Origin of the sequence: Streptococcus suis, from assembly GCF_046032115.1 — a bacterium.
Classification (GTDB): domain Bacteria; phylum Bacillota; class Bacilli; order Lactobacillales; family Streptococcaceae; genus Streptococcus; species Streptococcus suis_AJ.
Genome location: NZ_JARQOZ010000011.1, coordinates 1 through 25,571, shown reverse-complemented (window position 1 = coordinate 25,571; position 25,571 = coordinate 1). Strand labels below are relative to the sequence as shown.

At 42.2% G+C, this 25,571-nt stretch carries 24 protein-coding genes and 2 pseudogenes; 23 read left to right on the top strand and 3 right to left on the bottom strand.

Annotation, left to right across the window (positions count from 1 at the left end):
• Positions 1 to 94: 94 nt before the first annotated feature.
• Genes tsaE through P7J36_RS05055 form a run of 3 tightly spaced genes read left to right on the top strand, consistent with a single transcriptional unit; the run spans position 95 to position 2,245 of the window.
• A complete protein-coding gene (tsaE, locus tag P7J36_RS05065; protein WP_408551455.1) occupies positions 95 to 535 on the top strand; it encodes a tRNA (adenosine(37)-N6)-threonylcarbamoyltransferase complex ATPase subunit type 1 TsaE in 441 nt (146 codons plus the stop codon).
• The gene (locus P7J36_RS05060; protein WP_024406553.1) at positions 528 to 1,055 is read left to right on the top strand and encodes a GNAT family N-acetyltransferase; all 528 of its coding nucleotides are present in this window, start codon (positions 528 to 530) and stop codon (positions 1,053 to 1,055) included. The genes tsaE and P7J36_RS05060 overlap by 8 nt, the downstream gene beginning before the upstream one ends.
• A complete protein-coding gene (locus tag P7J36_RS05055) occupies positions 1,052 to 2,245 on the top strand; it encodes an LCP family protein (RefSeq protein WP_408551435.1) in 1,194 nt (397 codons plus the stop codon). The genes P7J36_RS05060 and P7J36_RS05055 overlap by 4 nt, the downstream gene beginning before the upstream one ends.
• A gap of 572 nt (positions 2,246 to 2,817) precedes the next feature.
• Here P7J36_RS05055 and P7J36_RS05050 read toward each other — a convergent pair.
• A complete protein-coding gene (locus tag P7J36_RS05050; RefSeq protein WP_024395377.1) occupies positions 2,818 to 3,120 on the bottom strand; it encodes a hypothetical protein in 303 nt (100 codons plus the stop codon).
• Position 3,121: 1 nt separating this feature from the next.
• Complete coding sequence (locus tag P7J36_RS05045; protein WP_408551434.1) at positions 3,122 to 3,535, bottom strand: HIT family protein; 414 nt, start codon at positions 3,533 to 3,535, stop codon at positions 3,122 to 3,124.
• 62 nt (positions 3,536 to 3,597) lie between these two features.
• Here P7J36_RS05045 and P7J36_RS05040 point away from each other — a divergent pair, with 62 nt between their 5' ends.
• The 13 genes and pseudogenes from P7J36_RS05040 to P7J36_RS04980 all read left to right on the top strand — a co-directional run bounded on the left by P7J36_RS05040 (position 3,598) and on the right by P7J36_RS04980 (position 15,105).
• Positions 3,598 to 4,332 (top strand): ABC transporter ATP-binding protein, encoded by a 735-nt coding sequence (locus P7J36_RS05040; RefSeq protein ID WP_002942356.1) that lies wholly within the window; start codon positions 3,598 to 3,600, stop codon positions 4,330 to 4,332.
• Complete coding sequence (locus P7J36_RS05035) at positions 4,329 to 5,369, top strand: ABC transporter permease (RefSeq protein ID WP_408551433.1); 1,041 nt, start codon at positions 4,329 to 4,331, stop codon at positions 5,367 to 5,369. Before P7J36_RS05040 ends, P7J36_RS05035 begins: the two co-directional genes overlap by 4 nt.
• Before the next feature lie 49 nt (positions 5,370 to 5,418).
• Entirely contained in the window at positions 5,419 to 6,213 is a 795-nt protein-coding gene (gene ccrZ, locus P7J36_RS05030; RefSeq protein WP_029188407.1) for a cell cycle regulator CcrZ, read from the top strand.
• A complete protein-coding gene (gene trmB, locus P7J36_RS05025) occupies positions 6,210 to 6,845 on the top strand; it encodes a tRNA (guanosine(46)-N7)-methyltransferase TrmB (RefSeq protein WP_105109340.1) in 636 nt (211 codons plus the stop codon). The genes ccrZ and trmB overlap by 4 nt, the downstream gene beginning before the upstream one ends.
• A gap of 440 nt (positions 6,846 to 7,285) precedes the next feature.
• Positions 7,286 to 7,756 carry a ribosome maturation factor RimP gene (gene rimP / locus P7J36_RS05020; RefSeq protein WP_408551432.1) on the top strand — a complete coding sequence of 157 codons (471 nt, stop codon included), beginning with the start codon at positions 7,286 to 7,288 and terminating at the stop codon, positions 7,754 to 7,756.
• Positions 7,757 to 7,795: 39 nt separating this feature from the next.
• A complete protein-coding gene (gene nusA / locus P7J36_RS05015) occupies positions 7,796 to 8,938 on the top strand; it encodes a transcription termination factor NusA (protein WP_408551431.1) in 1,143 nt (380 codons plus the stop codon).
• 16 nt (positions 8,939 to 8,954) lie between these two features.
• Positions 8,955 to 9,251, top strand: a complete 297-nt coding sequence (gene rnpM / locus P7J36_RS05010) for an RNase P modulator RnpM (protein ID WP_029179281.1) — start codon at positions 8,955 to 8,957, stop codon at positions 9,249 to 9,251.
• Positions 9,238 to 9,546: a YlxQ-related RNA-binding protein gene (locus tag P7J36_RS05005; RefSeq protein ID WP_408551430.1), complete on the top strand. Its 309-nt coding sequence runs from the start codon at positions 9,238 to 9,240 to the stop codon at positions 9,544 to 9,546. Before rnpM ends, P7J36_RS05005 begins: the two co-directional genes overlap by 14 nt.
• A gap of 17 nt (positions 9,547 to 9,563) precedes the next feature.
• Positions 9,564 to 9,659 (top strand): annotated as a pseudogene (locus P7J36_RS05000) (translation initiation factor IF-2 N-terminal domain-containing protein); the annotation flags it as partial.
• A 483-nt stretch (positions 9,660 to 10,142) separates the two neighbouring features.
• Positions 10,143 to 12,353 (top strand): annotated as a pseudogene (gene infB, locus P7J36_RS04995) (translation initiation factor IF-2); the annotation flags it as partial.
• Positions 12,354 to 12,487: 134 nt separating this feature from the next.
• Entirely contained in the window at positions 12,488 to 12,841 is a 354-nt protein-coding gene (rbfA, locus tag P7J36_RS04990) for a 30S ribosome-binding factor RbfA (protein WP_002942382.1), read from the top strand.
• A gap of 269 nt (positions 12,842 to 13,110) precedes the next feature.
• Complete coding sequence (locus tag P7J36_RS04985; protein ID WP_408551429.1) at positions 13,111 to 13,782, top strand: colicin lysis protein; 672 nt, start codon at positions 13,111 to 13,113, stop codon at positions 13,780 to 13,782.
• Positions 13,783 to 13,950: 168 nt separating this feature from the next.
• The gene (locus P7J36_RS04980) at positions 13,951 to 15,105 is read left to right on the top strand and encodes a carbohydrate-binding domain-containing protein (protein WP_408551428.1); all 1,155 of its coding nucleotides are present in this window, start codon (positions 13,951 to 13,953) and stop codon (positions 15,103 to 15,105) included.
• 35 nt (positions 15,106 to 15,140) lie between these two features.
• Here P7J36_RS04980 and P7J36_RS04975 read toward each other — a convergent pair whose 3' ends face one another.
• Complete coding sequence (locus P7J36_RS04975) at positions 15,141 to 15,800, bottom strand: trimeric intracellular cation channel family protein (protein WP_044682340.1); 660 nt, start codon at positions 15,798 to 15,800, stop codon at positions 15,141 to 15,143.
• 232 nt (positions 15,801 to 16,032) lie between these two features.
• On the opposite strand from P7J36_RS04975, the gene P7J36_RS04970 reads away from it, so the two are divergent.
• The 7 genes from P7J36_RS04970 to P7J36_RS04935 all read left to right on the top strand — a co-directional run bounded on the left by P7J36_RS04970 (position 16,033) and on the right by P7J36_RS04935 (position 25,258).
• Positions 16,033 to 17,001 (top strand): thiamine pyrophosphate-dependent dehydrogenase E1 component subunit alpha, encoded by a 969-nt coding sequence (locus P7J36_RS04970; RefSeq protein ID WP_044674001.1) that lies wholly within the window; start codon positions 16,033 to 16,035, stop codon positions 16,999 to 17,001.
• A 452-nt stretch (positions 17,002 to 17,453) separates the two neighbouring features.
• Positions 17,454 to 18,449, top strand: a complete 996-nt coding sequence (locus tag P7J36_RS04965; protein WP_002942393.1) for an alpha-ketoacid dehydrogenase subunit beta — start codon at positions 17,454 to 17,456, stop codon at positions 18,447 to 18,449.
• A 421-nt stretch (positions 18,450 to 18,870) separates the two neighbouring features.
• Positions 18,871 to 20,256, top strand: coding sequence for a dihydrolipoamide acetyltransferase (locus tag P7J36_RS04960; RefSeq protein WP_408551427.1), 1,386 nt, complete (start codon positions 18,871 to 18,873; stop codon positions 20,254 to 20,256).
• A gap of 198 nt (positions 20,257 to 20,454) precedes the next feature.
• Positions 20,455 to 22,215, top strand: coding sequence for a dihydrolipoyl dehydrogenase (gene lpdA / locus P7J36_RS04955; protein WP_029171016.1), 1,761 nt, complete (start codon positions 20,455 to 20,457; stop codon positions 22,213 to 22,215).
• Between the two features lie 95 nt (positions 22,216 to 22,310).
• On the top strand, positions 22,311 to 22,694 hold the full coding sequence (locus P7J36_RS04950; RefSeq protein ID WP_105095601.1) for a VOC family protein: 384 nt from the start codon (positions 22,311 to 22,313) through the stop codon (positions 22,692 to 22,694).
• Positions 22,695 to 22,981: 287 nt separating this feature from the next.
• Positions 22,982 to 23,971 (top strand): lipoate--protein ligase, encoded by a 990-nt coding sequence (locus tag P7J36_RS04940; protein ID WP_205027024.1) that lies wholly within the window; start codon positions 22,982 to 22,984, stop codon positions 23,969 to 23,971.
• Positions 23,972 to 24,127: 156 nt separating this feature from the next.
• Positions 24,128 to 25,258, top strand: a complete 1,131-nt coding sequence (locus P7J36_RS04935) for an ISAs1 family transposase (RefSeq protein ID WP_408551426.1) — start codon at positions 24,128 to 24,130, stop codon at positions 25,256 to 25,258.
• Positions 25,259 to 25,571 lie beyond the last annotated feature (313 nt).

The following is a 25,571-nucleotide window of genomic DNA, read 5'->3' as shown; positions in this document are numbered from 1 at the left end:
TCGCAGGCTCTGGCTTGCGATTTTTTCTGTCGACTTGTCTACAATTTCCAGTAGACCTATGACAAACTACTGGGGCTATGGTATAATTAAAGACATGTATAGTCAGAATGAAAATGAATTGATTGCCATTGGTGAGAGAATTGGAAAAGCCTGTAAGCCAAATCAAGTTCTAGTATTATCAGGGGATTTGGGTGCTGGGAAAACAACTCTGACCAAGGGTTTGGCCAAGGGTTTAAAAATTGAACAGATGATTAAGAGTCCTACTTATACGATTGTTCGAGAGTATGAGGGTACCATGCCACTCTATCACTTAGATGTTTATCGAATTGGAGATGATCCAGATTCCATTGACCTGGATGATTTTCTCTATGGTGGCGGTGTGACGGTTATCGAATGGGGCGAATTGTTGGATGCTAATCTTTTGGATGACTATTTGCTCATTCGTATAGAGAAAGAGGGAGATGGTCGACGATTGACAGTCGAATCTCATGGGGCTCAAAGTAGCGATTTAGCGAAGGAGTTCCAAAATGTCTGAAAAAGAAGTGTATTTTAGTGAAGCTGAACCAGCTGATGCAGCAGCTTTTATTGATTTTATGAATCAAGTTGCTAGAGAAACGGATTATCTGGTTATGGATGAGACTGGTTTTCGATTTAGTGTTGATGAAATGGAGACCATCTTCGAAGCAGGAATCGAAAATCCTCGTGAATTGTGCCTGCTGGCCAAGGTTGGTTCGGAAGTCGTCGGCGCAATTTCTGTTAAGTCCTCTAAGCAGTTTCGCATTAGCCATATCGGAAATATTTTTATTGCAGTAAAAAAAGCCTATTGGGGTCACGGTCTAGGGACGATTTTACTGGAGGAAGTATTGCATTGGGCAGAGGAAATGGATGTATTGAAACGTTTGGAATTAACGGTTCAGGTTCGCAATCAGGCGGCAGTACATTTATACCAAAAACTAGGATTCAACATTGAAGGAACCCAGGTACGTGGGGCTAGAACAGATGAAGGAGAATGGCTTGATCTTTATTATATGGGCAAGTTAATTGGTGAAGTATGACAATTGGAAAAAAAATATTCTTAATGTCTTTGGCTATTGTTGGTTTAACACTAGGTGCCGGCTTAATATATGGAGCCAGCTTGTTAAATTTTTCTACGGATGCTATTTCGAAAACATTTAAGCAATTAGATGGAGAAGAAAAAATCACTCCGATTGATGCGACAGAGCCCCTAACCATCCTACTGATGGGGGTGGATATGGACCAAGCAACCCGTGGGGGAGATTGGGAGGGTGGTCGTAGTGATTCGATGATTTTGGTAACCGTCAATCCTAAGACTAAGGAAACCAATATGATGAGCTTGACTCGTGATATTATGGTTGAGATTGCAGAAGCGAACGGGGAGTCTTCAGGAACGGTTGAAAAACTAAATCATTCTTATAGCTACGGACAGGCACCGATGGCCATTGCCACGATCGAAAAGATGATGGATATTAACATTGACCATTATATCGAAATAAATATGGATGGTCTGGTTGAGCTTGTTGATGCGGTTGGAGGTATTGAGATAAACAATACTCTTGGCTTCCCTATATCCATTTCAGAACATGAGCCTGCCTACACCTCTATTGTTCAGCCGGGGAAACAGTTGGTAAACGGGGATCAGGCGCTGGTTTATGCTCGGATGCGCTATGATGATCCTGAGGGGGATATTGGACGTCAGAGACGCCAACGAGAAGTTATCACGGCTATTATAAAAAAACTCCTCCAGTTAGATGGTTTGACCCAGTATAAGAAAATTCTGACCGCCATTTCTAATAATATGCGAACCAACATTGAGATTAGTCCTGCGACAATTCCAAGCCTCCTAGGTTATAAAGACTCGGTCTCTAAGTTGAATTCCTATCAGTTGCGCGGTGTGGATCAAATGGTTGATGCAATCTATTATCAATTACCAACCAGCGAACACCTATTGGAAATGCAAAATATTTTGAAAAAATCTATCGGCTTAGAAGAAAAGACCGACTTAGTCACAAACGTGAAGGTCTACGAAGGACAGATGGGATTGCCAAGTCCAATAAACGTTTATGATGTATATACAAATCTCTTGTTGTTAGAAGCAAGTCCATGGGCAGAAAGCTTGGATCCAGAAATAGGGAGTCCATCGGCTACTACGACTGTGACAACAGAAGAGCAGGTAACCGATTTTTCAACAGAGCCAGTACTCGGTGATGAAAACGGGTCACAATAATGTTGTCATTCAGTTTTTCTTTTATTATAGTCATTTGAATTAACTTTGATACATCGTCACTTTCGGCTTGCCGTACTTATAGTACAGCCTGCACCTCAGTTCCTTGTCTGAAAGCTAATTCATTCGACTATACTTTGACGAGCGAGTATAAAAGCCTATAAAAATAGAGGTTGTTTACAACCTCTCAGATTGAAGAAAAAGTCCATTTTGGACAATTTTCTTCAATCTTTTTTCTTTATGTTGAAAATAAAAAACTCTCAGAAACGACGAAAGATCAATGTTTCTAAGAGTTTAATGACTTGCTATCTTTCGCAAACTTCTTCAACTTTTTATATTTTTATAGGCTTTTAGTTTACTTTTAGTACTCGCTCCAACTATCTGGGAGATAGTTGGAGACTGGGGATGAAGTGAACGATGTTCACATCAAAAGCCGCAGGCATAACTGAAGTTAGGCAAGGCGAGTTCAAACAATCCAGTGGAGTGTTTGAAGTTGGAAATAAGGAAACAGAGTTTCCTCTTACGTCGAAGTAATAAAAGAAAAACTAAATGACGATATTTGGAAATTCCCTATGTTAGGGAGTGCTGTTCTCATTCTGGTATTTTTTGAGAATCTGTTGGATTTCTTCCAAGTTTCCTGCAATGCTTTGCTGATAGACTCGAGTCTTATATTGTAAGTCAGAAGCCATTTCCTGCAAGGGTTCTTGAAAACTTTGGATAATGGCAAGTTGTTCCTGAATATTGTCCTTGCTCAATTGAATATCTGATAGAAGTTGTTTGGTTTCCTGTACTTCTTTAGCAATTTTATCCCGATGCGTGACTGCAAGGAAGCTGGCGGTAGCGGCGCTTACGGCTAAAATGATATTACGAAGTTTCATATTATTCTCCTAGATAGAGCTCTTGTGCCAGTTGAGCCAGGGCTGGGAAGTCAGGGTCGTTGGCTTTAAATTGAATGTTCAATCCATCTTGATTGTTAAAGCGTGGTAAGAGATGGATGTGTGTATGAAAGACGGTTTGTCCAGCGGCCTCCTCGTTGTTATTAACGATGTTTAGACCACTAGCTCCAAGTTTTTCTTTTAACTGACGAGTGATGGTTGGCACAACAGAAAAGAGTGTGGCTGCAGCTTCTTCATCCATGTCAAGCACGTTTCGGTAGTGTTTTTTAGGGACGACCAATGTGTGTCCTTTTGTGACCTGAGTGATGTCTAAAAAGGCTAATACTTGGTCATCTTCGTAGACTTTTGAAGCTGGTATTTCTCCAGAGATAATTTTGCAAAAAATACAATCCGACATAATGGCAACCTCTTTCTGGGATTTTTGTTATAATAATTATATCAAATTGTAGGAAGAAATGTATGTTAGAAGTAAAAAATGTAACTGGAGGGTATGTCAATATCCCGGTTTTGAAAGATGTATCTTTTACGGTTGAGGATGGTCAATTAGTTGGTCTAATTGGTTTAAATGGTGCAGGGAAATCAACGACTATTAAGGAAATTATCGGTCTTTTGACACCTTATCAAGGACAGATTGCAATTGACGGCTTAACTTTGCTACAAGGGGCTGAAAATTATCGGAAGAAGATTGGGTTTATTCCTGAAACACCAAGTTTGTATGAAGAACTAACCCTCAAAGAGCACTTGGAAGTGGTAGCAATGGCCTATGATTTATCCTGGGAGCAAGCTTGGGGACGTGTTGAGCACTTGTTAAAACTATTTCGCTTGGATGAAAAATTGGACTGGTTTCCTGTCAATTTTTCAAAGGGAATGAAGCAGAAGGTCATGATTATTTGTGCTTTTATGGTGGAGCCGAGTCTGCTGATTGTTGATGAGCCTTTTCTGGGATTAGACCCTGTGGCTATCTCTGACTTGATCGCTCTTTTGGAGGAAGAAAAATCTAAGGGCACTTCCATTCTCATGTCCACCCACGTTCTTGACTCAGCTGAGAAAATGTGCGACTCTTTTGTGATTTTACATCAGGGACAGGTCCGTGCAACTGGAAATTTGGAGGAGCTACAAAGCGCATTTGGTATGGATGGTGCAAGTCTGAACGAAATTTATCTGGCCTTGACGCAAGAAGGAGTGGCTGGATGAAAGAATTGTTTCAACAACGCCGACTAGATTTTTTTAATCGTTGTTCCAAGTATCTGCGCTATGTTCTGAATGACCATTTTGTTTTGGTTCTCATGGTTTTATTAGGCTTTTTGAGTTTGCAATACCGTCAATTATTGTTGTCATTCCCTGAGAATCCGTTGCCGATTATTTTGGTGGTTATTGCAATCAGTCTACTGGTGCTATTGTCCGGAAGAATTGCGACTTATTTAGAAGAAGCTGATCAAATCTTCTTATTGACCAAGGAAAAAGACATTCTACAAGGACTCGAGGTTGCAGCCAGACGCACGGTCTTGTTTTGGTCCTCTATACAGGTGGTGGTTCAGCTTGTTTTGTTACCAATCTATTTGAAACTGGGTTTACCGGTGTGGATGATTGTAGCTGGTCTTCTTACTTTGTTGGTTTTAAAATGTCTTCTTGTCAAGCGCCAATTAGCGGCTTATCAGTCACAGGGAGTATTGGACTGGTCTAAGGCTATTCAAGATGAACAAAAAAGGAAACAGTCTATTTTACGTTTCTTTGCCTTGTTTACGACGGTTAAAGGCATCAGCACGACAGTTAGACCGAGAAGCTATCTCAATGGAATCTTGCGTCTTGTCAAGTCGAGACAGACTTGGTTTTATCTCTACTTACGGGCTTTCTTGCGTTCAGGAGACTACTTGGGCTTGACGATACGTCTACTGTTGTTGGCGATTTTGTCCCTATTTGCCATTGAAGAATCGTGGTTATCCATCGGCCTAGTTCTAGTCTTTCATTATTTGCTTGTCTTCCAGTTGTTGGGGCTTTACAAGCATTATGATTATCAATATGTAACACAACTGTATCCTTTGGAGAAAGATTCCAAGAAAATCGGTCTTCAGAATTTGCTTAGAGTGATTTTATACAGTCTATTACTGGTGGAATTAGGCTTTGCTCTGCTATTTTCTAAAGAGAATACGATGGTAGTCGTCTTACTTCTTGTGGGGATTTTCTTGCATGAAATATATTTGCCTCTAAAATTAAAAAAATTGATTGACTAAATAGACGAAAATTAGTAAAATAGTAAGGAATTTTTAAAGGAGGAAAGGCATGCAGTTTGATACCAGTGGGCTACAATTACAGTCTATTGCAGGAAATAGTGGCAAAGCGTTTAAAGGCCTACGGTCAGACGGAACGCCAGTCTTTGTGAAGTATGAGATGCCTCCGATAGTGTCTGCTCTTGCGCGTGAGCAAATTACACCACCCGTTTTGTCAGCAAATCGTGAAGTAGGAATGGGGCATCGTGTAGAGCAGGAGTGGTTGAATGGTCGTACCTTGGAGCGTCAAGATATGACTAGTAAACAGATTCGTCAAATACTGGTGAGAATGCACTATTCTCGCATTTTGCTCAATCAGGCTTTGCAGATGAATTATACCTATATGGAACCTCAGGATTTGGTTTATCGTTGGCAAAAAGAGGCGCCAACTAGATTGGGACAGAATTCTTATCTGCAATCTATCTGTCAAGATTTATTGAATAATCTACCAAGATTCCGTCAAGAGGTGGCAACATTTGTTCACGGAGATTTGCATCATAGTAACTGGGTAGAAACGACGTCTGGTTTGGTGTATTTGACAGATTGGGAGACCGCTTGTGTAACGGATCGGATGTTGGATGTTGCCTATGTTTTGACGCATTATATTCCTCGTCAGTCCTGGGAAGAGTGGCTTCGGGCTTATGGCTACAAATATAACAGCACAGTATTAAATAAGGTTTATTGGTATGGCCAGCTTGGCTATCTAAACCAAATTGCTAAGCATGTAGAAAGCTACAATGTTTTGGCTGCAAATAAAGAAATTTACGCTCTACGGCAATTCCGTCAGAGTTTCTATAAGGAAGTATGAGAGTTAGAAATCGTAAGGGAGCGAGTGAGCTTCTAGCAAACAATCCCCAGTATGTTATCTCCAATCCAGAGGAATGTAAGGGGAAATGGGCAGAGATTTTTGGAAACAATAATCCTATCCACATAGAGGTTGGTTCTGGTAAAGGTCGCTTTGTCACTGGTATGGCTGCGCAAAATCCAGATATTAACTATATTGGTATTGATATTCAGATGACCGTGTTAAGCTATGCCTTGGACCGTGTGCTTGAAGCTGGCTTGCCAAATATAAAATTATTGCAGGTGGATGGTTCGAGTTTGACCAACTATTTTGCACCGGCAGAGATAGATCAGCTTTATCTGAATTTTTCAGATCCATGGCCTAAGAAACGCCATGAAAAACGTAGATTGACCTACAAGTCTTTCTTGGATACCTATAAGGAAATTCTACCTGAAAATGGGGAAATTCATTTCAAGACGGATAACCGTGGTTTGTTTGAATATAGCTTGGCTAGTTTTTCACAATACGGCATGGTCTTGAAGCAGGTCTGGCTAGACCTACATGCAGATGGGTTGGAAGGCAATGTTATGACAGAGTATGAGGAAAAATTCTCAAACAAGGGTCAGGTTATCTATCGCGTGGAAGCTCGATTTTAATAAGATAAGCAAATAAGGAATCCAGATGGACTCCTTATTTTTCTTTTGTAAAATGGATTAGATAGACAATGCAAGTGGCAATGGCTGAACCGATGAGTAAGTAGGCTATTGGTCTAAGGCTTTCTAAGCCATACAATAAATGGCTGTCAATAAAGAGAAAGACAGCTAGAGTTATGATGAGAAGCACTAGGCAAAGGGTGAATACTATACTTTCTTTTTTTATGATGGACCTCCAATGATAGTATAGCAAAGTAATCTTAGTGATGCAACTGTAAAAATGGATAACGTTTACCAATAGTTGCCCTTATCGTTTTTCTTTACAGTTCTAGGGAATTGTGGTAAAATACAGGATAGAAATAAAGAGAAAAGGGGGTTGACGTCAGTCAACCCTTTCCCTGTATGCAAATTGTAGCAGGTTAGAATTGTAAAAGGAGGTGCCTATGTCATCAATTATTGATTTAGTCACGGCTACCATTGAACCAGCGATCCAAACTCCTTATGAGTTGGTAGATGTGGAATATGGCAAAATGGGTGGTGACTACGTCTTATCGATTTTTATTGATAAGGAAGGAGGGATTTCCCTTCAGGATACGGCAGATTTATCCGAAATCATTAGTCCGCTTTTGGATACGATTCAGCCAGATCCCTTCCCAGAGCAGTATATGCTTGAAGTGACCAGTCCAGGTTTGGAACGTCCCTTGAAGACAGCAGAAGCAGTTGCCCAAGCTGTTGGGAAATACATTCATGTCAAGCTGTATCAGGCTATTGACAAGGTGAAGATTTTTGAAGGAACTCTCCTGTCCTTTGATGGAACGGATTTAGTCATGGAATATATGGACAAGACTCGTAAAAAAGAAGTGACCATTCCATATTCGACTGTAGCCAAGGCACGTTTAGCCGTTAAAATTTAAGTATAAGAAAGGACCTTTTGCTATCAAAAGGAAATGAAGATGAGTAGAGAAATGCTAGAAGCCTTCCGCATTTTAGAGGAAGACATGGGTATCAACAAGGCGGATATTATTGATGCAGTGACGGAATCACTCCGCTCTGCCTATAAACGCCGTTATGGACAAGCAGAGTCAGCAGTCATCGAGTTTGATGAGAAGAAGGCTGACTTCCATGTATATACTGTCCGTGAAGTAGTGGATGAGGTCTTTGATAGCCGGTTGGAAATCAGCCTCAAGGATGCCTTGGCCATCTCAACTGCGTATGAAATGGGTGATAAAATCAAATTCCAAGAAGATCCTGCAGAATTTGGTCGCGTAGCTGCTCAATCAGCCAAGCAGACCATTATGGAAAAAATGCGCAAGCAAAAGCGTGCCATTACCTTCAATACCTACAAGCAACATGAGAATGAAATCATGTCTGGTACAGTTGAACGATTTGACAATCGCTTTATCTATGTCAACCTTGGCAGCATTGAAGCCCAGTTGTCAAAACAGGACCAAATTCCTGGCGAAGTTTTCCAGTCACATGACCGTATTGAAGTCTATGTCTACAAGGTAGAAGACAATGGTCGTGGAGTAAACGTATTTGTTAGCCGTAGCCATCCAGAAATGATTAAACGCCTCATGGAGCAGGAAATTCCTGAGGTGTATGATGGTACTGTTGAGATCATGAGTGTTGCTCGTGAAGCGGGTGACCGTACGAAAGTCGCTGTTCGTAGCCACAATCCAAACGTGGATGCTATCGGTACGATCGTTGGTCGTGGTGGTTCAAATATTAAGAAAATCACGAGCAAATTCCACCCAGCTCGTTACGATGCTAAGAATGACCGCATGATTCCTACTGAGGAAAATATTGACGTTATCGAGTGGGTAGCTGACGAAGCGGAATTTATCTACAATGCACTCGCACCTGCAGAAGTTGACCAAGTATTGTTTGATACAGAAGATGGCAAACATGCTACAGTCGTTGTGCCAGATGATAAATTGTCACTAGCAATCGGTCGCCGTGGTCAAAACGTTCGTTTGGCAGCCCATTTGACAGGATTCCGCATCGACATCAAGTCAGCATCAGAGTATGAAGCAATCGAGGCAGCTCAATATGCGGTAGATGAGCTTGTAGAAGAAGTAGCAGAAGAACAAGAATAAGGCAAAAGGAGCAACCATGGCAAAAGCTAGAAAAATTCCCTTGCGCAAGTCTGTGGTGTCCGGTGAAATCATCGACAAACGGGATTTGCTCCGTATTGTAAAAAATAAAGAAGGTCAAGTATTTATCGATCCAACCGGCAAGGCAAACGGTCGTGGTGCCTATATCAAATTGGACAATGAGGAAGCTGCTCAGGCTAAAAAACGTCGGGTTTTCGATCGTTCCTTTAGCATGGAAGTGGCTGAAGAGTTCTATGATGAATTGATTGCCTATGTTGATCACAAGGTCAAGAGGAGAGAGCTTGGACTGGAATAAGAAACAGAAAATCTTAAATTTATTGGGCTTGGCCCAACGAGCAGGTCGCTTGGTTTCAGGCGAAGACTTGGTTGTTGAAGCGATCCAAAAAAAGCAGGCAAAGTTGGTGTTTTTAGCCAACGATGCAGCTGGAAATTTAAGTAAAAAAGTAACAGATAAAAGTCATACCTATCAAGTAGAAGTTGTAACAGTGTTTTCAACACTGGAATTGAGTGCAGCTGTCGGCAAGGCCAGAAAAGTCCTTGCAGTGACAGACGCTGGATTTACAAAGAAGATGAGGTCTATTATGGAATAGAACAGGAGGACAAGGCATTGTCTAAGAAGAGATTGAATGAAATTGCCCGAGAATTAGGTGTTAGCAGTAAGGAAGTTGTTGCTAAGGCTCAAGAATTGGGTTTTGAAGTCAAAAGCCATGCTTCAAGTGTAGATGAAGCAGGTGCTAAACGCTTGGCTGATAGCTTTAACCAAAAAGTAGAAGCGCCTAAACCAACAGCGAAAGTTCAGCCGGTAGAAAAGCCAGCAGCAACCAAGGCTGAGGTCGTAAAAGAGGACGCACCCGCACCAACGCTTAAGGAAGAAACGAAGGTGGCTGCTCCAGCAACACCACACCGTCCACAGAGCCGTAACTTTAAGGCAGAACGGGAAGCACGTGCCAAGGAGCAAGCAGCTAAACGAGCACAAGGTAAAGGTGGCCAAGGTAAACAAAATCAAGACCGTCGTGATAACCGTCAACAAGGTCAAAACCGTCCAAATAATGACCGTAATGACCGACGCGATAATAGACGTGAGCAAGGTTCAGATAAACGCAAGGACAATCGTTTTGGTGACCGTCGCGACAATCGTCGCCAGGATAACCGTTCAGGTCAGTCAGCTCGCTTTGAGCAAAGAGAGGCTGCAAAACCTGCGGCACCTAAAATTGACTTCAAAGCGCGTGCTGCAGCCCTAAAAGCTGAGCAGAATGCAGAATATGCTCGCACTAGCGAAGAGCGATTCCGTCAGGCACAAGAAGCGAAGAAGCAACCGAAAAAACCAAAGGAAATCAAGTTTGAAGAACCGGTGATTGAAAGCAAGCCATTTGTTAAACCAACACCAGTCGCAGCGGTACCTGAGAAAGTTGCTGACAGTGCTGTAGATACCCGTCGTAAGAAACAAGCTCGACCAGATAAAAAGCGTGACTTTAATAGTGACGAAGAAGATGGTCCACGGAAACAACAAAGAAATCGAAATAGTCAAAATCAAGTGAGAAATCAAAGAAATAGTAACTGGAATAACAACAAGAAAAATAAACGTGGCAAGAACAATCAACCTGCCAAGCCTGTCACAGAACGCAAGTTCCACGAATTGCCAACTGAATTTGAATATACTGCTGGCATGACCGTCGCAGAAATTGCAAAACGAATCAAGCGTGAACCAGCTGAAATTGTTAAAAAGCTCTTCATGATGGGTGTTATGGCAACGCAGAACCAATCTCTTGATGGCGATACCATTGAACTCCTAATGGTTGATTATGGAATTGAAGCCAAAGAAAAAGTAGAGGTCGACAATGCCGATATTGAACGTTTCTTTGTCGAAGAAGGCTACCTCAATGAAGAGGAAATGGTGGAGCGTCCACCAGTTGTGACTATCATGGGTCACGTTGACCATGGTAAGACGACACTTTTGGATACTCTTCGTAATTCTCGTGTCGCAACAGGCGAAGCGGGTGGTATCACTCAGCATATCGGTGCCTACCAAATCGAAGAAAACGGTAAGAAGATTACCTTCTTGGATACACCTGGACACGCGGCCTTTACATCTATGCGTGCACGTGGTGCATCTGTTACTGACTTGACCATCTTGGTCGTTGCAGCAGATGACGGAGTTATGCCACAGACTATCGAGGCAATCAACCACTCCAAAGCTGCCAATGTTCCAATCATTGTAGCTATCAACAAAATTGACAAGCCAGGTGCAAACCCAGAGCGTGTTATCGGTGAATTGGCTGAACATGGCGTTATCTCAACTGCTTGGGGCGGTGAGTCTGAGTTCGTTGAAATTTCTGCTAAATTCAACCAAAATATCGATGAATTGTTGGAAACGGTTCTTCTAGTAGCTGAAATCCAAGAACTCAAGGCTGATCCTACAGTTCGTGCGATTGGTACAGTTATTGAAGCGCATTTGGATAAAGGTAAAGGTGCCGTCGCAACCCTTCTTGTTCAACAAGGAACACTTAATGTTCAAGACCCAATCGTTGTCGGAAATACCTTTGGTCGCGTTCGTGCTATGACAAATGACCTTGGTCGTCGTGTTAAGGTTGCTGGTCCATCAACGCCAATTTCGATCACAGGTTTGAACGAAACTCCAATGGCAGGTGACCATTTTGCAGTCTACGAAGATGAAAAATCTGCGCGTGCAGCTGGTGAAGAACGTGCTAAACGTGCCCTTCTTAAACAGCGTCAAGCAACGCAACGAGTTAGCCTTGAAAACCTCTTTGACACTCTTAAAGCAGGTGAAGTTAAGTCAGTTAATGTGATCATCAAAGCTGACGTACAAGGTTCTGTTGAAGCACTTGCTTCATCCCTTCAAAAAATCGAAGTGGAAGGCGTGCGTGTCAATATCGTTCACTCAGCAGTTGGTGCCATTAACGAGTCAGACATCACCCTTGCGGAAGCATCCAATGCGCTTGTCATCGGTTTCAACGTTCGTCCAACTGCCGAAGCACGCAATCAAGCGGAAGCAGATGATGTTGAAGTACGTCTTCACAGCATCATTTACAAGGTTATCGAAGAGATGGAAGATGCCATGAAAGGTATGCTTGACCCAGAATATGAAGAAAAAATCATCGGTGAAGCTGTCATCCGTGAAACCTTTAAAGTATCGAAAATTGGTACCATCGGTGGTTTCATGGTTGTACGTGGTAAGGTTACCCGTGATTCAAGCGTCCGTGTCATCCGTGATGGTGTTGTTATCTTCGACGGTAAATTGGCGAGCTTGAAGCGTTACAAGGACGATGTGAAAGAAGTTGGTAATGCTCAAGAGGGTGGTTTGATGATTGAGAACTACAACGACTTGAAAGTTGATGATACCATTGAAGCTTACATCATGGAAGAAATTAAGAAATAATCAACCTGAGATGGTGATGTTTCGACCAACTGTAAACGTATTGAATAAAATAGGGTAGATAGAAAGTGATCTTCTACCAGCAAGAAAAGCTGAGGAAACTCAGCTTTTCTATCATTCGTTAGAAAGGAATGACTATGGCAAACCATTTTCGTACAGACCGTGTCGGGATGGAAATCAAGCGCGAAGTCAATGAGATTTTGCAAAAGAAAGTTCGTGATCCACGTGTGCAGGGAGTGACCATTACAGATGTTCAGATGGTCGGCGATTTGTCAATGGCCAAGGTTTACTACACAATCATGAGTAATTTGGCATCCGATAATCAAAAAGCACAAACTGGTCTTGAAAAAGCGACGGGAACCATTAAGAGAGAACTTGGTCGTAAGTTAACTCTTTATAAAATTCCGGATTTGGTCTTTGAAAAAGACCAATCAATTGAGTACGGCAATAAAATTGACCAAATGTTGCGTGCTCTTGATCAGAAAGATTAACAACAAAAGTCGGATGGAAACATTCGGCTTTTTCTGGCTCGGATACTTTGTCCATATATGGTGGCGTTTACAAGCCCTCGGAAAGATGTTATACTAAAATCAAAAGTAACCTAGGAAACGAAGCCGAAGATAGAACTCTGTTACTATCTTATTTCAAGGTAACAGGCTGAAAACCTCCACTGGAGCTTTTCACTCATCAAGGCTCTTGACAACGGATAATGTTGGTTTTCGAAGAGTATAAGACCAAAGATAGAGCACAGGAGGAAGTTATGAAAACATTTATTAGTAAACTGATGTTAGTGTCCACAGTTGTACTACTAGCTGCTTGTCAGTCTAATCAGGTAAAAGGTGGTGAGAGTTCTAGCTCTAGTGCTTCAAGCCAAGTTTCAGATAGTTCTAGTTTGCAGCAAGCGTCAACAATAGCATCTAGCTCCGAGACGCAAGCATCCTCAGTGACCACTCCTGAGCTAAGTGAGGTATACCAATCAGTTATTGATCGTTATCAAGCGAATATGGGGCAGCCTGCTGAGGTAATCAATCAGGATGAGGTCAGTAGCTATCTGAGCTTATTAACTAGTCAGGGGCAAGAATATAGTGGAATATTTTATAGTTTGTATGATGTCAACCATGATGGTACAGAGGAGGTGCTTCTAGCTTTGGACAAGTCGGGAGAATATGTCTTAATTGACCTCTATACTCAGCTTGCCGATGAGAGTCTACGTTTGGTGGATAATTTCCGCAATCTTGGATTTGAAATTGGACCGGACGCCCTACTTCGTCCTTTACAGGATGGAACATACTTATTTGAAGGAGATGGTGTTTTTCGCATTTATCAATACAATGCGATGATTCCAGGTTTAAAACGCATTTCTGAATCAGATACCAACCCTGAAACTTCTCCCTTGCTTGAGTTGAAAAGCTTGAATTGGGTTAAGTTATAGATTTTATCAATGATTATTCCTAGGCTGGGTTTCCCGGCCTTTTGTAGTTCCTAAGAACTTTAAGTTTTCTTTTGGCAATCTTTAATCTTTCTTTTAGGAAGGAAAGGTAAACTAGGAGCGTATCAGGAAGGGATACGACTTCCTAAAGAAAGAAAAGGAATCTTTATTATGAAAACAAATCTTAAAAAATTACTTTACTCTGGTGTTACTCTTATGAGTCTTGGTGTCTTAGCAGCGTGTTCATCTACTTCAAGTTCAACGACGACTTCAAGCTCAGCAGCAACTAGTCAGACAAGTGTAGCGACAACTTCAAATAATAGCACTTCATCAGATTCGAGCACGTCATCTATTGACTGGTCAGCTCTTCCAACGACAGAAGTGACGCTTTCAAATGATGGCTTGAAAATTACTGAGGGAGGAACCTATATTTTGACTGGTTCAACAACAGCTGGTGTAACGGTTGAAACAGATGCCAATGTTCGCATCATTCTAGCAGGTGCTGAGATTTCAAGTTCAGATACTGCAGCAATCAATGTTATTAATGCTGATAATGTTGAACTGGAAATCAAAGATAGTACGACGAATACAGTGAAAGATACCAGCAATCATACAGACACCAATATTGAAGGGGCTATCCATGTTGAAGCAGATTTGACCATCACTGGTAATGGTAGCCTGACAGTTGAGGGGAACTTCCAAGATGGTATTGTATCGACGGACGACCTTGTCGTGAATTCAGGAAATATTACCGCCACTGCAGTGGATGATGGTATTCGTGGTAAGGATTCATTGACAATCAATGGTGGTACAATCAATGTAACAGCAGGTGGTGATGGTATCAAGTCTACAAATGATACAGATACTACCAAAGGTTATACAACTATCACAGGCGGTGAAATTACTGTAAAAGCAGGTGATGATGGTATTAAAGCGGAGACCGCTTTGACAATTGACGGAGGTACCATTACAGTATCAGAATCTGCTGAGGCACTTGAAGGTACTAACATCACGATTAATGGTGGTACATTAGATGTTTACGGTTCAGATGATGCTATTAATGCGGCAAGTACAACGTCATCAGATATCTTTATCAAGGTAACTGGCGGTGACTTGAAAGTGGCTGTAGGTAGTGGAGATACGGACGCCTTTGATGCTAATGGAGACATTTATATCTCCGGTGGTACAATTGATGTAACAGCTCAATCTGCTTTTGACTTCGATGGGACTGCTGAATTGACAGGAGGTACTGTGACAGTTAACGGTGAGCAGATTACTCAAATCACAGCAACAGGACCAGGTGCAGGTGGCCACGGTGGCTGGTAATCAATAATAATACAAAAAGGTCTGAGTTGACGAACTCAGACCTTTCGTTTGCTTTCCATATTGGGAAGATTGATTTTGTACTTAATTACCAATAATCGAATGACTAAAGAAATGGTAAAAATGGTGATGAAGGTTGGAATTTGTGGTAATTTCCAATTTACAACGCAAAGATGATAGAGGACTCCTGAGAAAAATGCAAGGACAGCATAGACATCTTCTTTAAGAACAATAGGTGTTTCATTGACGAGTAAATCACGGGCGATTCCGCCTCCGACACCTGTCAAAGCTGCCAGAATACCACTGGTTAGAGCGTTTAGCTGGAGAGAGATGCCAGTACTGGCTCCAATGAGGGCAAAGATGGCTAGACCGATTGCATCAAAGATAAGGTTTGTCTGGGAAAGGAAATGAATCATCTTCTTATCAAGTGGTTTGTCCTGCTTTAGATTGATAACAATCAAGTACATGCTAATCGCTACTCCGAGAGATAAATAGATGGCTGTAGGATCAGTCAAAGCAGTAGGAATGCGATTGGCCATTGTATCTCGAATAATTCCCCCACCAACGGCGGTAATGATACCGAGCAAGCTAATTCCAAAAATATCTAACTTTTTCTTAAATCCTTTTACGGCCCCCGAAACAGCAAATGCGATAGTGCCTATGTAGTTACAAATCATAAGAAATAAATCGAATTCCATAAGTACCTCCTTCTTTATATTAACAGAAAGGATAAGTGCTTTCAAGAGGATTTCAAGTTTGTGAAATATTTTTCAAAAAGAAGGTGATTAGCCTTGATAGATTTGTGAAAAAACGCACGAAATCAAGCGATTTCAGGAAACTTTCTGTAAAAAGAAAACGGTTCAAATATTTGCCATTTGTGAAATATTGGTCTATCATATTACAGAACGAGAAAAACCTTTGGAGGAAATTATGGTATCTATCTCAAAAGAACAACACTTGGATATGTTCCTAAAAATGCAACAAATCCGTGATGTTGATATGAAATTGAACAAATTGGTGCGTCGTGGCTTCGTACAAGGTATGACTCACTTCTCAGTTGGTGAAGAAGCGGCGGCTGTTGGACCAATCGCTGGTTTGACAGACCAAGACATCATCTTCTCACACCACCGTGGTCACGGTCACGTTATTGCAAAAGGTATTGACATCAACGGCATGATGGCGGAGCTTGCTGGTAAGGCAACAGGGACATCAAAAGGCCGTGGTGGTTCTATGCACTTGGCAAACGTTGAAAAAGGAAACTTTGGTTCAAACGGTATCGTAGGTGGTGGTTATGCCCTTGCAGTAGGTGCAGCCCTTACGCAACAATACCTTGGTACAGATAATATCGTTATTGCCTTCTCAGGTGACTCAGCGACAAACGAAGGCTCATTCCACGAGTCAATGAACTTGGCAGCTGTTTGGAACTTGCCAGTTATCTTCTTCATTACAAACAATCGTTACGGTATCTCAACAGATATTTCTTACTCAACTAAGATTCCTCATCTCTACCAACGTGCAGCAGCCTACGGTATTCCAGGTCACTATGTCGAGGATGGTAACGATGTCATTGCCGTTTATGAGAAAATGCAAGAAGTCATCGAGTACGTTCGTGCAGGAAACGGACCAGCAATGGTTGAGGTTGAGTCATACCGATGGTTTGGTCACTCAACTGCCGATGCAGGTGTTTACCGTACCAAAGAAGAAGTTAACGAGTGGAAAGCAAAAGACCCACTTAAGAAATACCGCAAATACTTGACAGAAAACAAGATTGCGACAGACGAAGAATTGGATGCCATCGAAGCACAAGTTGCAGAGCAAGTAGAAGCATCTGTGAAATTCGCACAAGAAAGCCCAGATCCAGACATCTCAGTAGCTTATGAGGATGTGTTTGTAGATTAAGTAACGAGAACGTTAAAAGGACACAGTGAAAATAAGCGGTAAGTCCGAAATCTTTGATTTCGTAGACGCACCCTCGTCAAGACAACTAGTATTTTCACAGGTGAAACCGAAGAAAGTACAGTTGTCTACGACGCAGTAACTGCAATAGTTAAACATGAAATTCGCACAGTCCTTAGTTCGAGTACAATTCTAGGGTGTGAAGATGTTAAAGAGGCACAGAAAAATTAGGGAGTCAGCTAGTGATGTGGACATCACTAATGGCTTATCTATTTTTCCAAGCCTCTAGTCTGAACCCCAACTACAAACGTAATCAGTTTGACTAAGCTCTAAAGTGCAAGTCAAACTAGGTAGCTCGAGCAGCTATGACACTTGATTACAATGAAGTAATTGATTAGTTTTCTATATTTTACTTGTTACAGTAAAGATAAATTGATATAAATTAGGAGTAAAAAATGGCTGAAACAAAAGTAATGGCCTTGCGTGAAGCGATTAACTTGGCTCAAAGCGAAGAAATGCGTAAGGATGAAAAAGTATTCTTGATGGGTGAAGACGTCGGTATCTACGGCGGTGACTTCGGGACATCTGTTGGTATGTTGGACGAATTTGGTCCAAAACGCGTTCGCGACACGCCTATCTCTGAAGCAGCAATTGCTGGTTCTGCGGTTGGTGCAGCTCAAACAGGTCTTCGTCCAATCGTTGACTTGACCTTCATGGACTTCATCACAATTGCCCTCGATGCGATTGTTAACCAAGCTGCGAAAACCAACTACATGTTTGGTGGTGGCTTGAAAACACCTGTAACCTTCCGTGTGGCATCTGGATCAGGTATCGGTTCAGCGGCACAGCACTCACAATCCCTTGAAGCATGGTTGACTCACATTCCAGGTATCAAGGTGGTTGCACCAGGTACAGCTAACGATGCAAAAGGTCTTTTGAAGTCATCTATCCTTGACAACAACCCAGTTATCTTCTTGGAGCCAAAAGCTCTTTACGGTAAAAAAGAAGAAGTGAACTTGGACCCAGATTTCTACATTCCACTTGGTAAAGGTGAAATCAAACGTGAAGGTACAGATGTAACCATTATTTCATACGGTCGTATGTTGGAACGTGCCTTGAAAGCTGCGGAAGAAGTAGCTGCTGAAGGCATCAGCGTAGAAGTGGTTGACCCTCGTACCCTTATCCCATTGGATAAAGAATTGATCATCGAATCTGTGAAGAAAACTGGTAAGGTTATCTTGGTGAACGATGCTTACAAAACAGGTGGTTTCATTGGTGAAATCGCATCAATCATCACAGAAAGCGAAGCCTTTGACTACTTGGATGCACCAATCATCCGTATCGCTTCAGACGATGTACCAGTTCCTTACGCAAACATTCTTGAAAACGCAGTATTGCCAAACGTAGAGAAAATCAAAGCGGCAATCTACAAGCAAGTAAACAAGGGCTAATATTATCGTCATCCGCTTATCTTTTCTGGCTGTGTTGATTTGGCTTGCCTAAGATCGGTTATGCCTGCACCAAATCGCCTTGGCAGAAATGCAATCGGAAAGACGCTAACCCTGCTATACTAGAAATAAAATGTTCTAGCATGACTAAGAATGCTTGGAAAAGAATTGAGCCACTTCGCTTATCGAAGTCTGGTCTGGTTCTTGACAAGGTAAGAAACTGAAAGAAAGGATTAGAACACGAACTAAATGCTCGGATAATACTGATAAGTTGCACGGCTCTCGGCGTCGTTGACGTCTGAACTTTCTTTGACCAAGGTCTTTGAAAGTTCTAGTCGTCTTGACGTGGGTGCGTCTACGAAATCAAAGATTTCGGACTTACCGCAAAAATCCGTCGCATTTGGACGTTCTTTGTATCATAATTATGGCTATTGAAATCATTATGCCTAAGCTCGGTGTGGACATGCAAGAAGGTGAAATCATCGAGTGGAAAAAACAAGAGGGCGATTTCGTCAATGAAGGCGACGTCATCTTGGAAATGATGTCTGACAAGACCAGCATGGAGCTGGAAGCAGAAGAGTCAGGCGTCCTATTAAAAATTGTTCATGGAAACGGTGCTACTGTTCCCGTAACAGAAGTTATTGCCTACTTGGGTGCTGAAGGTGAGACAGTTGAAGCAGGTGCTTCATCTGCTCCAGTTGCTCCTGCAGCAGCAATCGAAGAAGTGCCTGCAGGTCGTACACCTGTCATCGTTGCTCCTGCAGCGGCTGCCAAACCTCAAGGTGGTGGCAAGGTTCGTGCGACTCCTGCAGCACGTAAATTGGCGCGTGAGCTTGGAATTGACTTGGGTCTTGTTCCAGGAACAGGTGCTAACGGTCGTGTCCACAAGGTTGACGTTGAAGACTTTAAGGGAGCAGCTCCAAAAGCAACACCGCTTGCAGCCCGTATTGCAGCAGACCAAGGTGTTGACTTGTCAACTCTTACTGGTTCAGGTGTCAATGGTAAGATTGTTAAGGATGACGTTCTTGCAGTACTTGCTCCTGCAGCTGTAGAAACTGTTGCACCAGCACCAAAAGCTGAAGAGAAACCAGCTAAAGAATTGCCAGAAGGCGTTGAAATCATCAAGATGAGCCCAATGCGTAAGGCAATTTCAAAAGGTATGGTCAACTCTTACTTGACAGCTCCAACCTTTACGCTTAACTACGATATCGACATGACCAACCTCATGGCACTTCGTAAGCAAGTCCTTGAGCCAATCATGAACAAGACTGGTTTGAAAGTGACCTTTACAGACTTGATCGGTCTTGCGGTTGTTCGTACTTTGATGAAAGAAGAACACCGTTACATGAATGCATCTTTGATTAACGATGCACAGGAAATCGAGTTGCACAAGTTTGTCAACCTTGGTATCGCGGTAGGTTTGGATGAAGGATTGGTGGTGCCAGTTGTTCACGGTGCAGATAAGATGAGCTTGTCTGACTTCGTGGTGGCTTCGAAAGATGTCATCAAGAAGGCTCAATCTGGTAAGTTGAAGGGTGCTGAAATGTCAGGATCAACCTTCTCTATCACCAACTTGGGTATGTTTGGTACTAAAACCTTTAACCCAATCATCAATCAACCAAACTCAGCAATCCTTGGTGTTGCGGCAACTGTTCAAACACCAGTTGTCATCGACGGCGAAATCAAAATCCGTCCAATCATGGCACTCTGCTTGACCATTGACCACCGTATCGTTGACGGTATGAATGGTGCTAAGTTCATGGTTGACTTGAAGAACTTGCTGGAAAACCCATTAGAATTATTAATCTGATAAGGTTTTTATTGGTCGAAAATAAAGGAATGTAGATTTCTGAATAGAAAATAAAGAAAGGGAATAAGAGCGAGAGAGTTTTAGCAATTGAACCCGAGCGGAAAGCTCGGAAAAATAGATAAATCGTTTAGAAAATCAGGATTTTCTACGATTTCCTAATTTTTCAGTCGCTTTCTCTTCGCTCTTGGTATCTTAATCATGGCAATTGAAATTATTATGCCGAAACTTGGTGTAGATATGCAAGAAGGCGAAATCATCGAGTGGAAAAAACAAGAGGGTGATTTTGTCAACGAAGGTGATGTTATCTTGGAGATGATGTCAGACAAGACAAGCATGGAATTGGAAGCGGAAGAATCAGGTGTTCTTTTGAAAATCGTTCACGGTAACGGTGCAACAGTTCCTGTAACTGAGGTCATTGCTTACCTTGGTGCAGAAGGTGAAACAGTTGAAGTGGGTGCTGCACCTGCTCCAGCTGAGGTTGCTCAAGCAACTGCTGACTTGAAAGCAGCTGGTTTGGAAGTACCTGCAGCTCCTGCAGCAGCTCCACAAGCTCCGAAGGCTGAATTGGCAGCTGACGAGTATGACATGGTTGTTGTCGGTGGTGGTCCTGCTGGTTACTACGCAGCTATTCGTGGTGCTCAATTGGGCGGTAAAATCGCTATCGTTGAGAAATCAGAATTTGGTGGTACCTGCTTGAACAAGGGTTGTATCCCAACTAAGACCTACCTTAAGAACGCTGAAATCCTTGATGGCTTGAAAATCGCGGCTGAGCGTGGTATCAACCTTGCTTCAACAAACTACACCGTTGACATGGACAAGACAGTTGACTTCAAGAACAAGGTTGTCAAGACCTTGACTGGTGGCGTTCAAGGTCTCTTGAAAGCTAACAAGGTAACCATCTTCAATGGTCTTGGTCAAGTAAACCCTGACAAGACAGTTGTTATTGGGGACAAGGTCATCAAAGGTCGCAGCATCATCCTTGCGACAGGTTCGAAAGTATCACGCATTAACATCCCAGGTATTGATTCTAAGTTGGTATTGACTTCTGACGATATCCTTGACTTGCGTGAAATTCCTAAGTCACTCACTGTTATGGGTGGTGGCGTAGTTGGTGTGGAACTTGGTTTGGTTTACGCATCATACGGTACAGAAGTAACCGTTGTTGAAATGGCTGACCGTATCATTCCAGGTATGGACCGCGAAGTGTCTGTTGAATTGCAAAAAGTCCTTTCTAAGAAAGGTATGAAATTCTTGACATCCGTTGGTGTATCTGAAATCGTTGAAGCCAACAACCAATTGACTATCAAGTTGAACGACGGTTCAGAAATCGTTTCTGAAAAAGCCCTTCTTTCAATTGGACGTGTACCACAATTGGCTGGTCTTGAAAATCTTAACCTTGAATTGGACCGCGGTCGTATCAAGGTCAACGAATACCAAGAAACATCTATCCCTGGTATCTACGCACCAGGTGATGTCAACGGTACCAAGATGTTGGCACACGCTGCTTACCGTATGGGTGAAGTTGCAGCTGAAAATGCGATCCACGGCAACCACCACAAGGCTAAATTGGACTTCACACCTGCAGCGGTTTACACACACCCAGAAATCGCTATGGTTGGTTTGACAGAAGACCAAGCTATCGAGAAATACGGTAAAGAAAACATCCTTATCGGTCGCAACAGCTTCACTGGTAACGGTCGTGCGATCGCTTCTAATGAAGCACATGGTTTCGTAAAAGTTATCGCTGATAAGAAATACCATGAAATCCTTGGTGTTCACATCATCGGTCCAGTTGCAGCTGAAATGATCAACGAAGCAGCAACCATCATGGAATCTGAGTTGACAGTTGACGACGTGGCAGCATCAATCCACGGTCACCCAACCTTCTCAGAAGTGATGTACGAAGCCTTCCTTGATGTTCTTGGTGTTGCGATCCACAACCCACCAAAGCGGAAATAATCAGATGAATAAAACAGTCATCGCCAGCAATGGTAAAGACGTAGAATAAGAAAAACGGCAGTGTGCCGTTTTTCTTTAAGGGAGGATAAAATCGAATGAAAATTGAACATCTTGCTATCTATGCTCAAGACCTAGAAGGAATGCGGAATTTCTTTGAAACTTATTTCGGTGCAAAGTCCAATCAACTCTATCACAATACAAAAACAAGTTTTAAATCCTATTTCCTGACTTTTGAAGATGGAGCTCGTCTTGAAATTATGACTAGAGATGATGTGGTGGACAAGCCTAGCCAGCTCAATCACTTGGGGCTGATTCATCTAGCCTTTAGTTTGGGAAGTGAAGAAGCGGTGAATGAATTGACTGAGCAATTGGTCGCAGCGGGTTATCAGCTTCTCAGTGGCCCACGAGTTACTGGAGATGGTTACTATGAATCTTGTATTCTAGGTTTTGAGGATATCCAAATTGAATTAACAGTGTGAAACAGGGAGATGGGGTAGCGAAACAATTTACTTATTGTTTCACGGTGAAGCCTTCTTTGATACTCAAAAACGAGTACAAGGGAGGGTCGATTCTCCTTTGAGTGAAAAAAGAACAGAGCAGGCGTATGTATCTAAACTACGCCAAGAACCTCATTCCTTTGTTATAAAACAGCTATCGCTACAAACGGAGTAGACATGAACTAAAGTTTGAAAGACAGGTCTTCGGACTTGTCTTTTGTTATCGTTTCCACTATAATAAAAATTAGTTAACCATAAAGGAGTTTCGCATGAAATACATCGTAAACAACAGCAATGACCCTGCTTATAACATCGCCCTCGAAGCCTATGCTTTCAAGGAACTAACAGACATTGACGAAATTTTTATTCTCTGGATCAATGAGCCTGCCATCATTATCGGTAAGCACCAGAATGCTATTGAAGAAATCAACAAGGAATTCACAGACGAAAATGGCATCCATGTTGTTCGCCGTCTGTCAGGTGGTGGCGCTGTCTATCATGACCTCAACAACCTCAACTATACCATTATCTCTAACAAGGCTGACGAAGGAGCCTTTGACTTCAAAACCTTCTCTAAGCCAGTTATCGATACTCTGGCAACACTGGGTGTAGAGGCGAATTTCACCGGTCGTAATGACCTGGAAATCGACGGCAAGAAAATCTGTGGTAATGCCCAAGCCTATGCCAAAGGTCGTATGATGCACCACGGTTGCTTGCTCTTTGATGTGGATATGTCCGTCCTGGCAAGTGCCCTCAAGGTCAGCAAGGACAAGATTGAATCCAAGGGTGTCAAGTCAGTCCGTGCCCGTGTGACCAACATCAACAACGAATTACCAGAGAAGATGACCGTCTTGGAGTTCAAAGATGCTATCCTCAACCAGATGAAGCAAGAATATCCAGATATGGACGAGTATGTCTTGTCAGAAGATGACTTGGCTCGTATCCAAGAAATCCGTGATACCCAGTTTGCGACTTGGGATTGGACCTACGGACAAACACCAGAATATACTGTGGAGCGTAGCGTTCGTTACCCAGCAGGTAAAATCACGACTTACATCAAGGCTGAAAAATCTGTTATCGAATCCATCAAGATTTACGGAGACTTCTTCGGTATCGGTGATGTATCGGACATCGAAGATTTGCTGGTTGGTACCCGCTATGAATACGCAGATGTCCTTGCCAAATTACAAGAAATCGACACCACACACTACTTCTCACGCATGACAACAGAAGAAGTAGCAAAAGCGATTGTAGCTTAATCTATCAGACTGTCCATTGTTTGGGCAGTCTTTATTTTTGGTGAAATTGTTTTCAGTAAGCCACGCTAAACGCATGAAGAAAAATTCGTTTTCAGAAAGCGAAAATCATAACCAAAGATCAATCAAAGTAGTACACTAGAATAGAGGTGAACTACAATGATTGATTTTCTTTTATCCATAGAAGAACACAAAGAAGAGTATGATAGCCGTCAAGCATGGAAAATCCGCTATCCCTTATCTACCATTCTCTTTCTAGTTTTCTCTTGTCAATTGGCAGGGATTGAAACGTGGAAAGAGATGGAGGATTTTATAGAAATGAACGAATCTGTCTTGGGAGAGTACGTTGATTTGAGTGCTGGTTGTCCTTCTCATGATACCTTGGAACGTGTTGTGAGTATGGTCAATCCAGATTTCTTAAAGGAACTGAAACTGTCTTTCGAAACCTCTTCAGAAACAACTGATTTTTCAAAATTGATAGCTGTTGACGGAAAAACGATTCGAGGGAACCGAGGAAAATACCAATCTCCTACTCATATTGTCACTGCCTATGATGGTGGCAATCGAATTAGTCTTGGGCAGGTAGCAGTTGAGGATAAAAGCAATGAAATTACTGCCATTCCTCGTCTCTTGCGTCAGCTAGACCTTCGTAAGAGTGTTGTCACGATTGATGCCATGGGCACCCAGACAGACATTGCGGACGTGATTATAGGAGGTAAGGGTGATTACTGCTTGGCAGTCAAAGGAAATCAAGGCACTCTCCATGAGGATATTGACCTTTATTTTAGTGATGCCAACTTGTTATCTCAGTTGACAGAGAAAGGTTGTCATTATCAGACTATTGAAAAGGCACGCAGTCAGATTGAGGTGAGGGACTACTGGGTTTCTCACGATGTGAAATGGCTGAGCCAACGACACCCAAAATGGAAAAAACTTCGTGGGATTGGGATGACTAAGAATACCATTGATAAAGATGGCATCATTACGGAAGAAGTTCGTTACTTTATCCTCAGTTTCAAGGGGGGTGTGCAGACTTTTTCTCAGGTTGTTCGCGGCCATTGGTCGGTTGAGAGCCTCCATTGGTTGTTAGATGTGGTCTACCGAGAAGATAAGAACCAAACCTTAGATAAACGAGCTGCCTTCAATTTAAATGCTATTCGTAAGGTCTGTCTTTATCTTTTACAAATGATGACATTCCCTAAGGAAAAGCTGAGCTACCGCCGCAAACAACGCTATATTTCTGTTCATTTGGAGGATTATTTGCCACAATTATTTGGAAATCGCGGATAAGGTGGTTGGACAAAGGTAGATATCAAGTTTAAAGCAGTTATTTCCGAAGACAAAAGGAGAGAAGAAATTTTTCATGCGTATGGCGTGTCAGTAAGCGAATCATTCCCGTAGTTGGTTATGCCCTACCCATCATAGCTTTTCAAACTCACAAAAAGAAAAATCGCCACGGTAAGTAGCGATTTTTCCCTTTTGTGAGCCTCAATGAAACGACAAAGCGTTATAATAGTTTTAAGTCAAAAATCTCTATTAGCGAGGTCTCACTATGAAAATTATAACACAGCTTAACCTTTTTGAGGATCAGGAACTGGGTGAT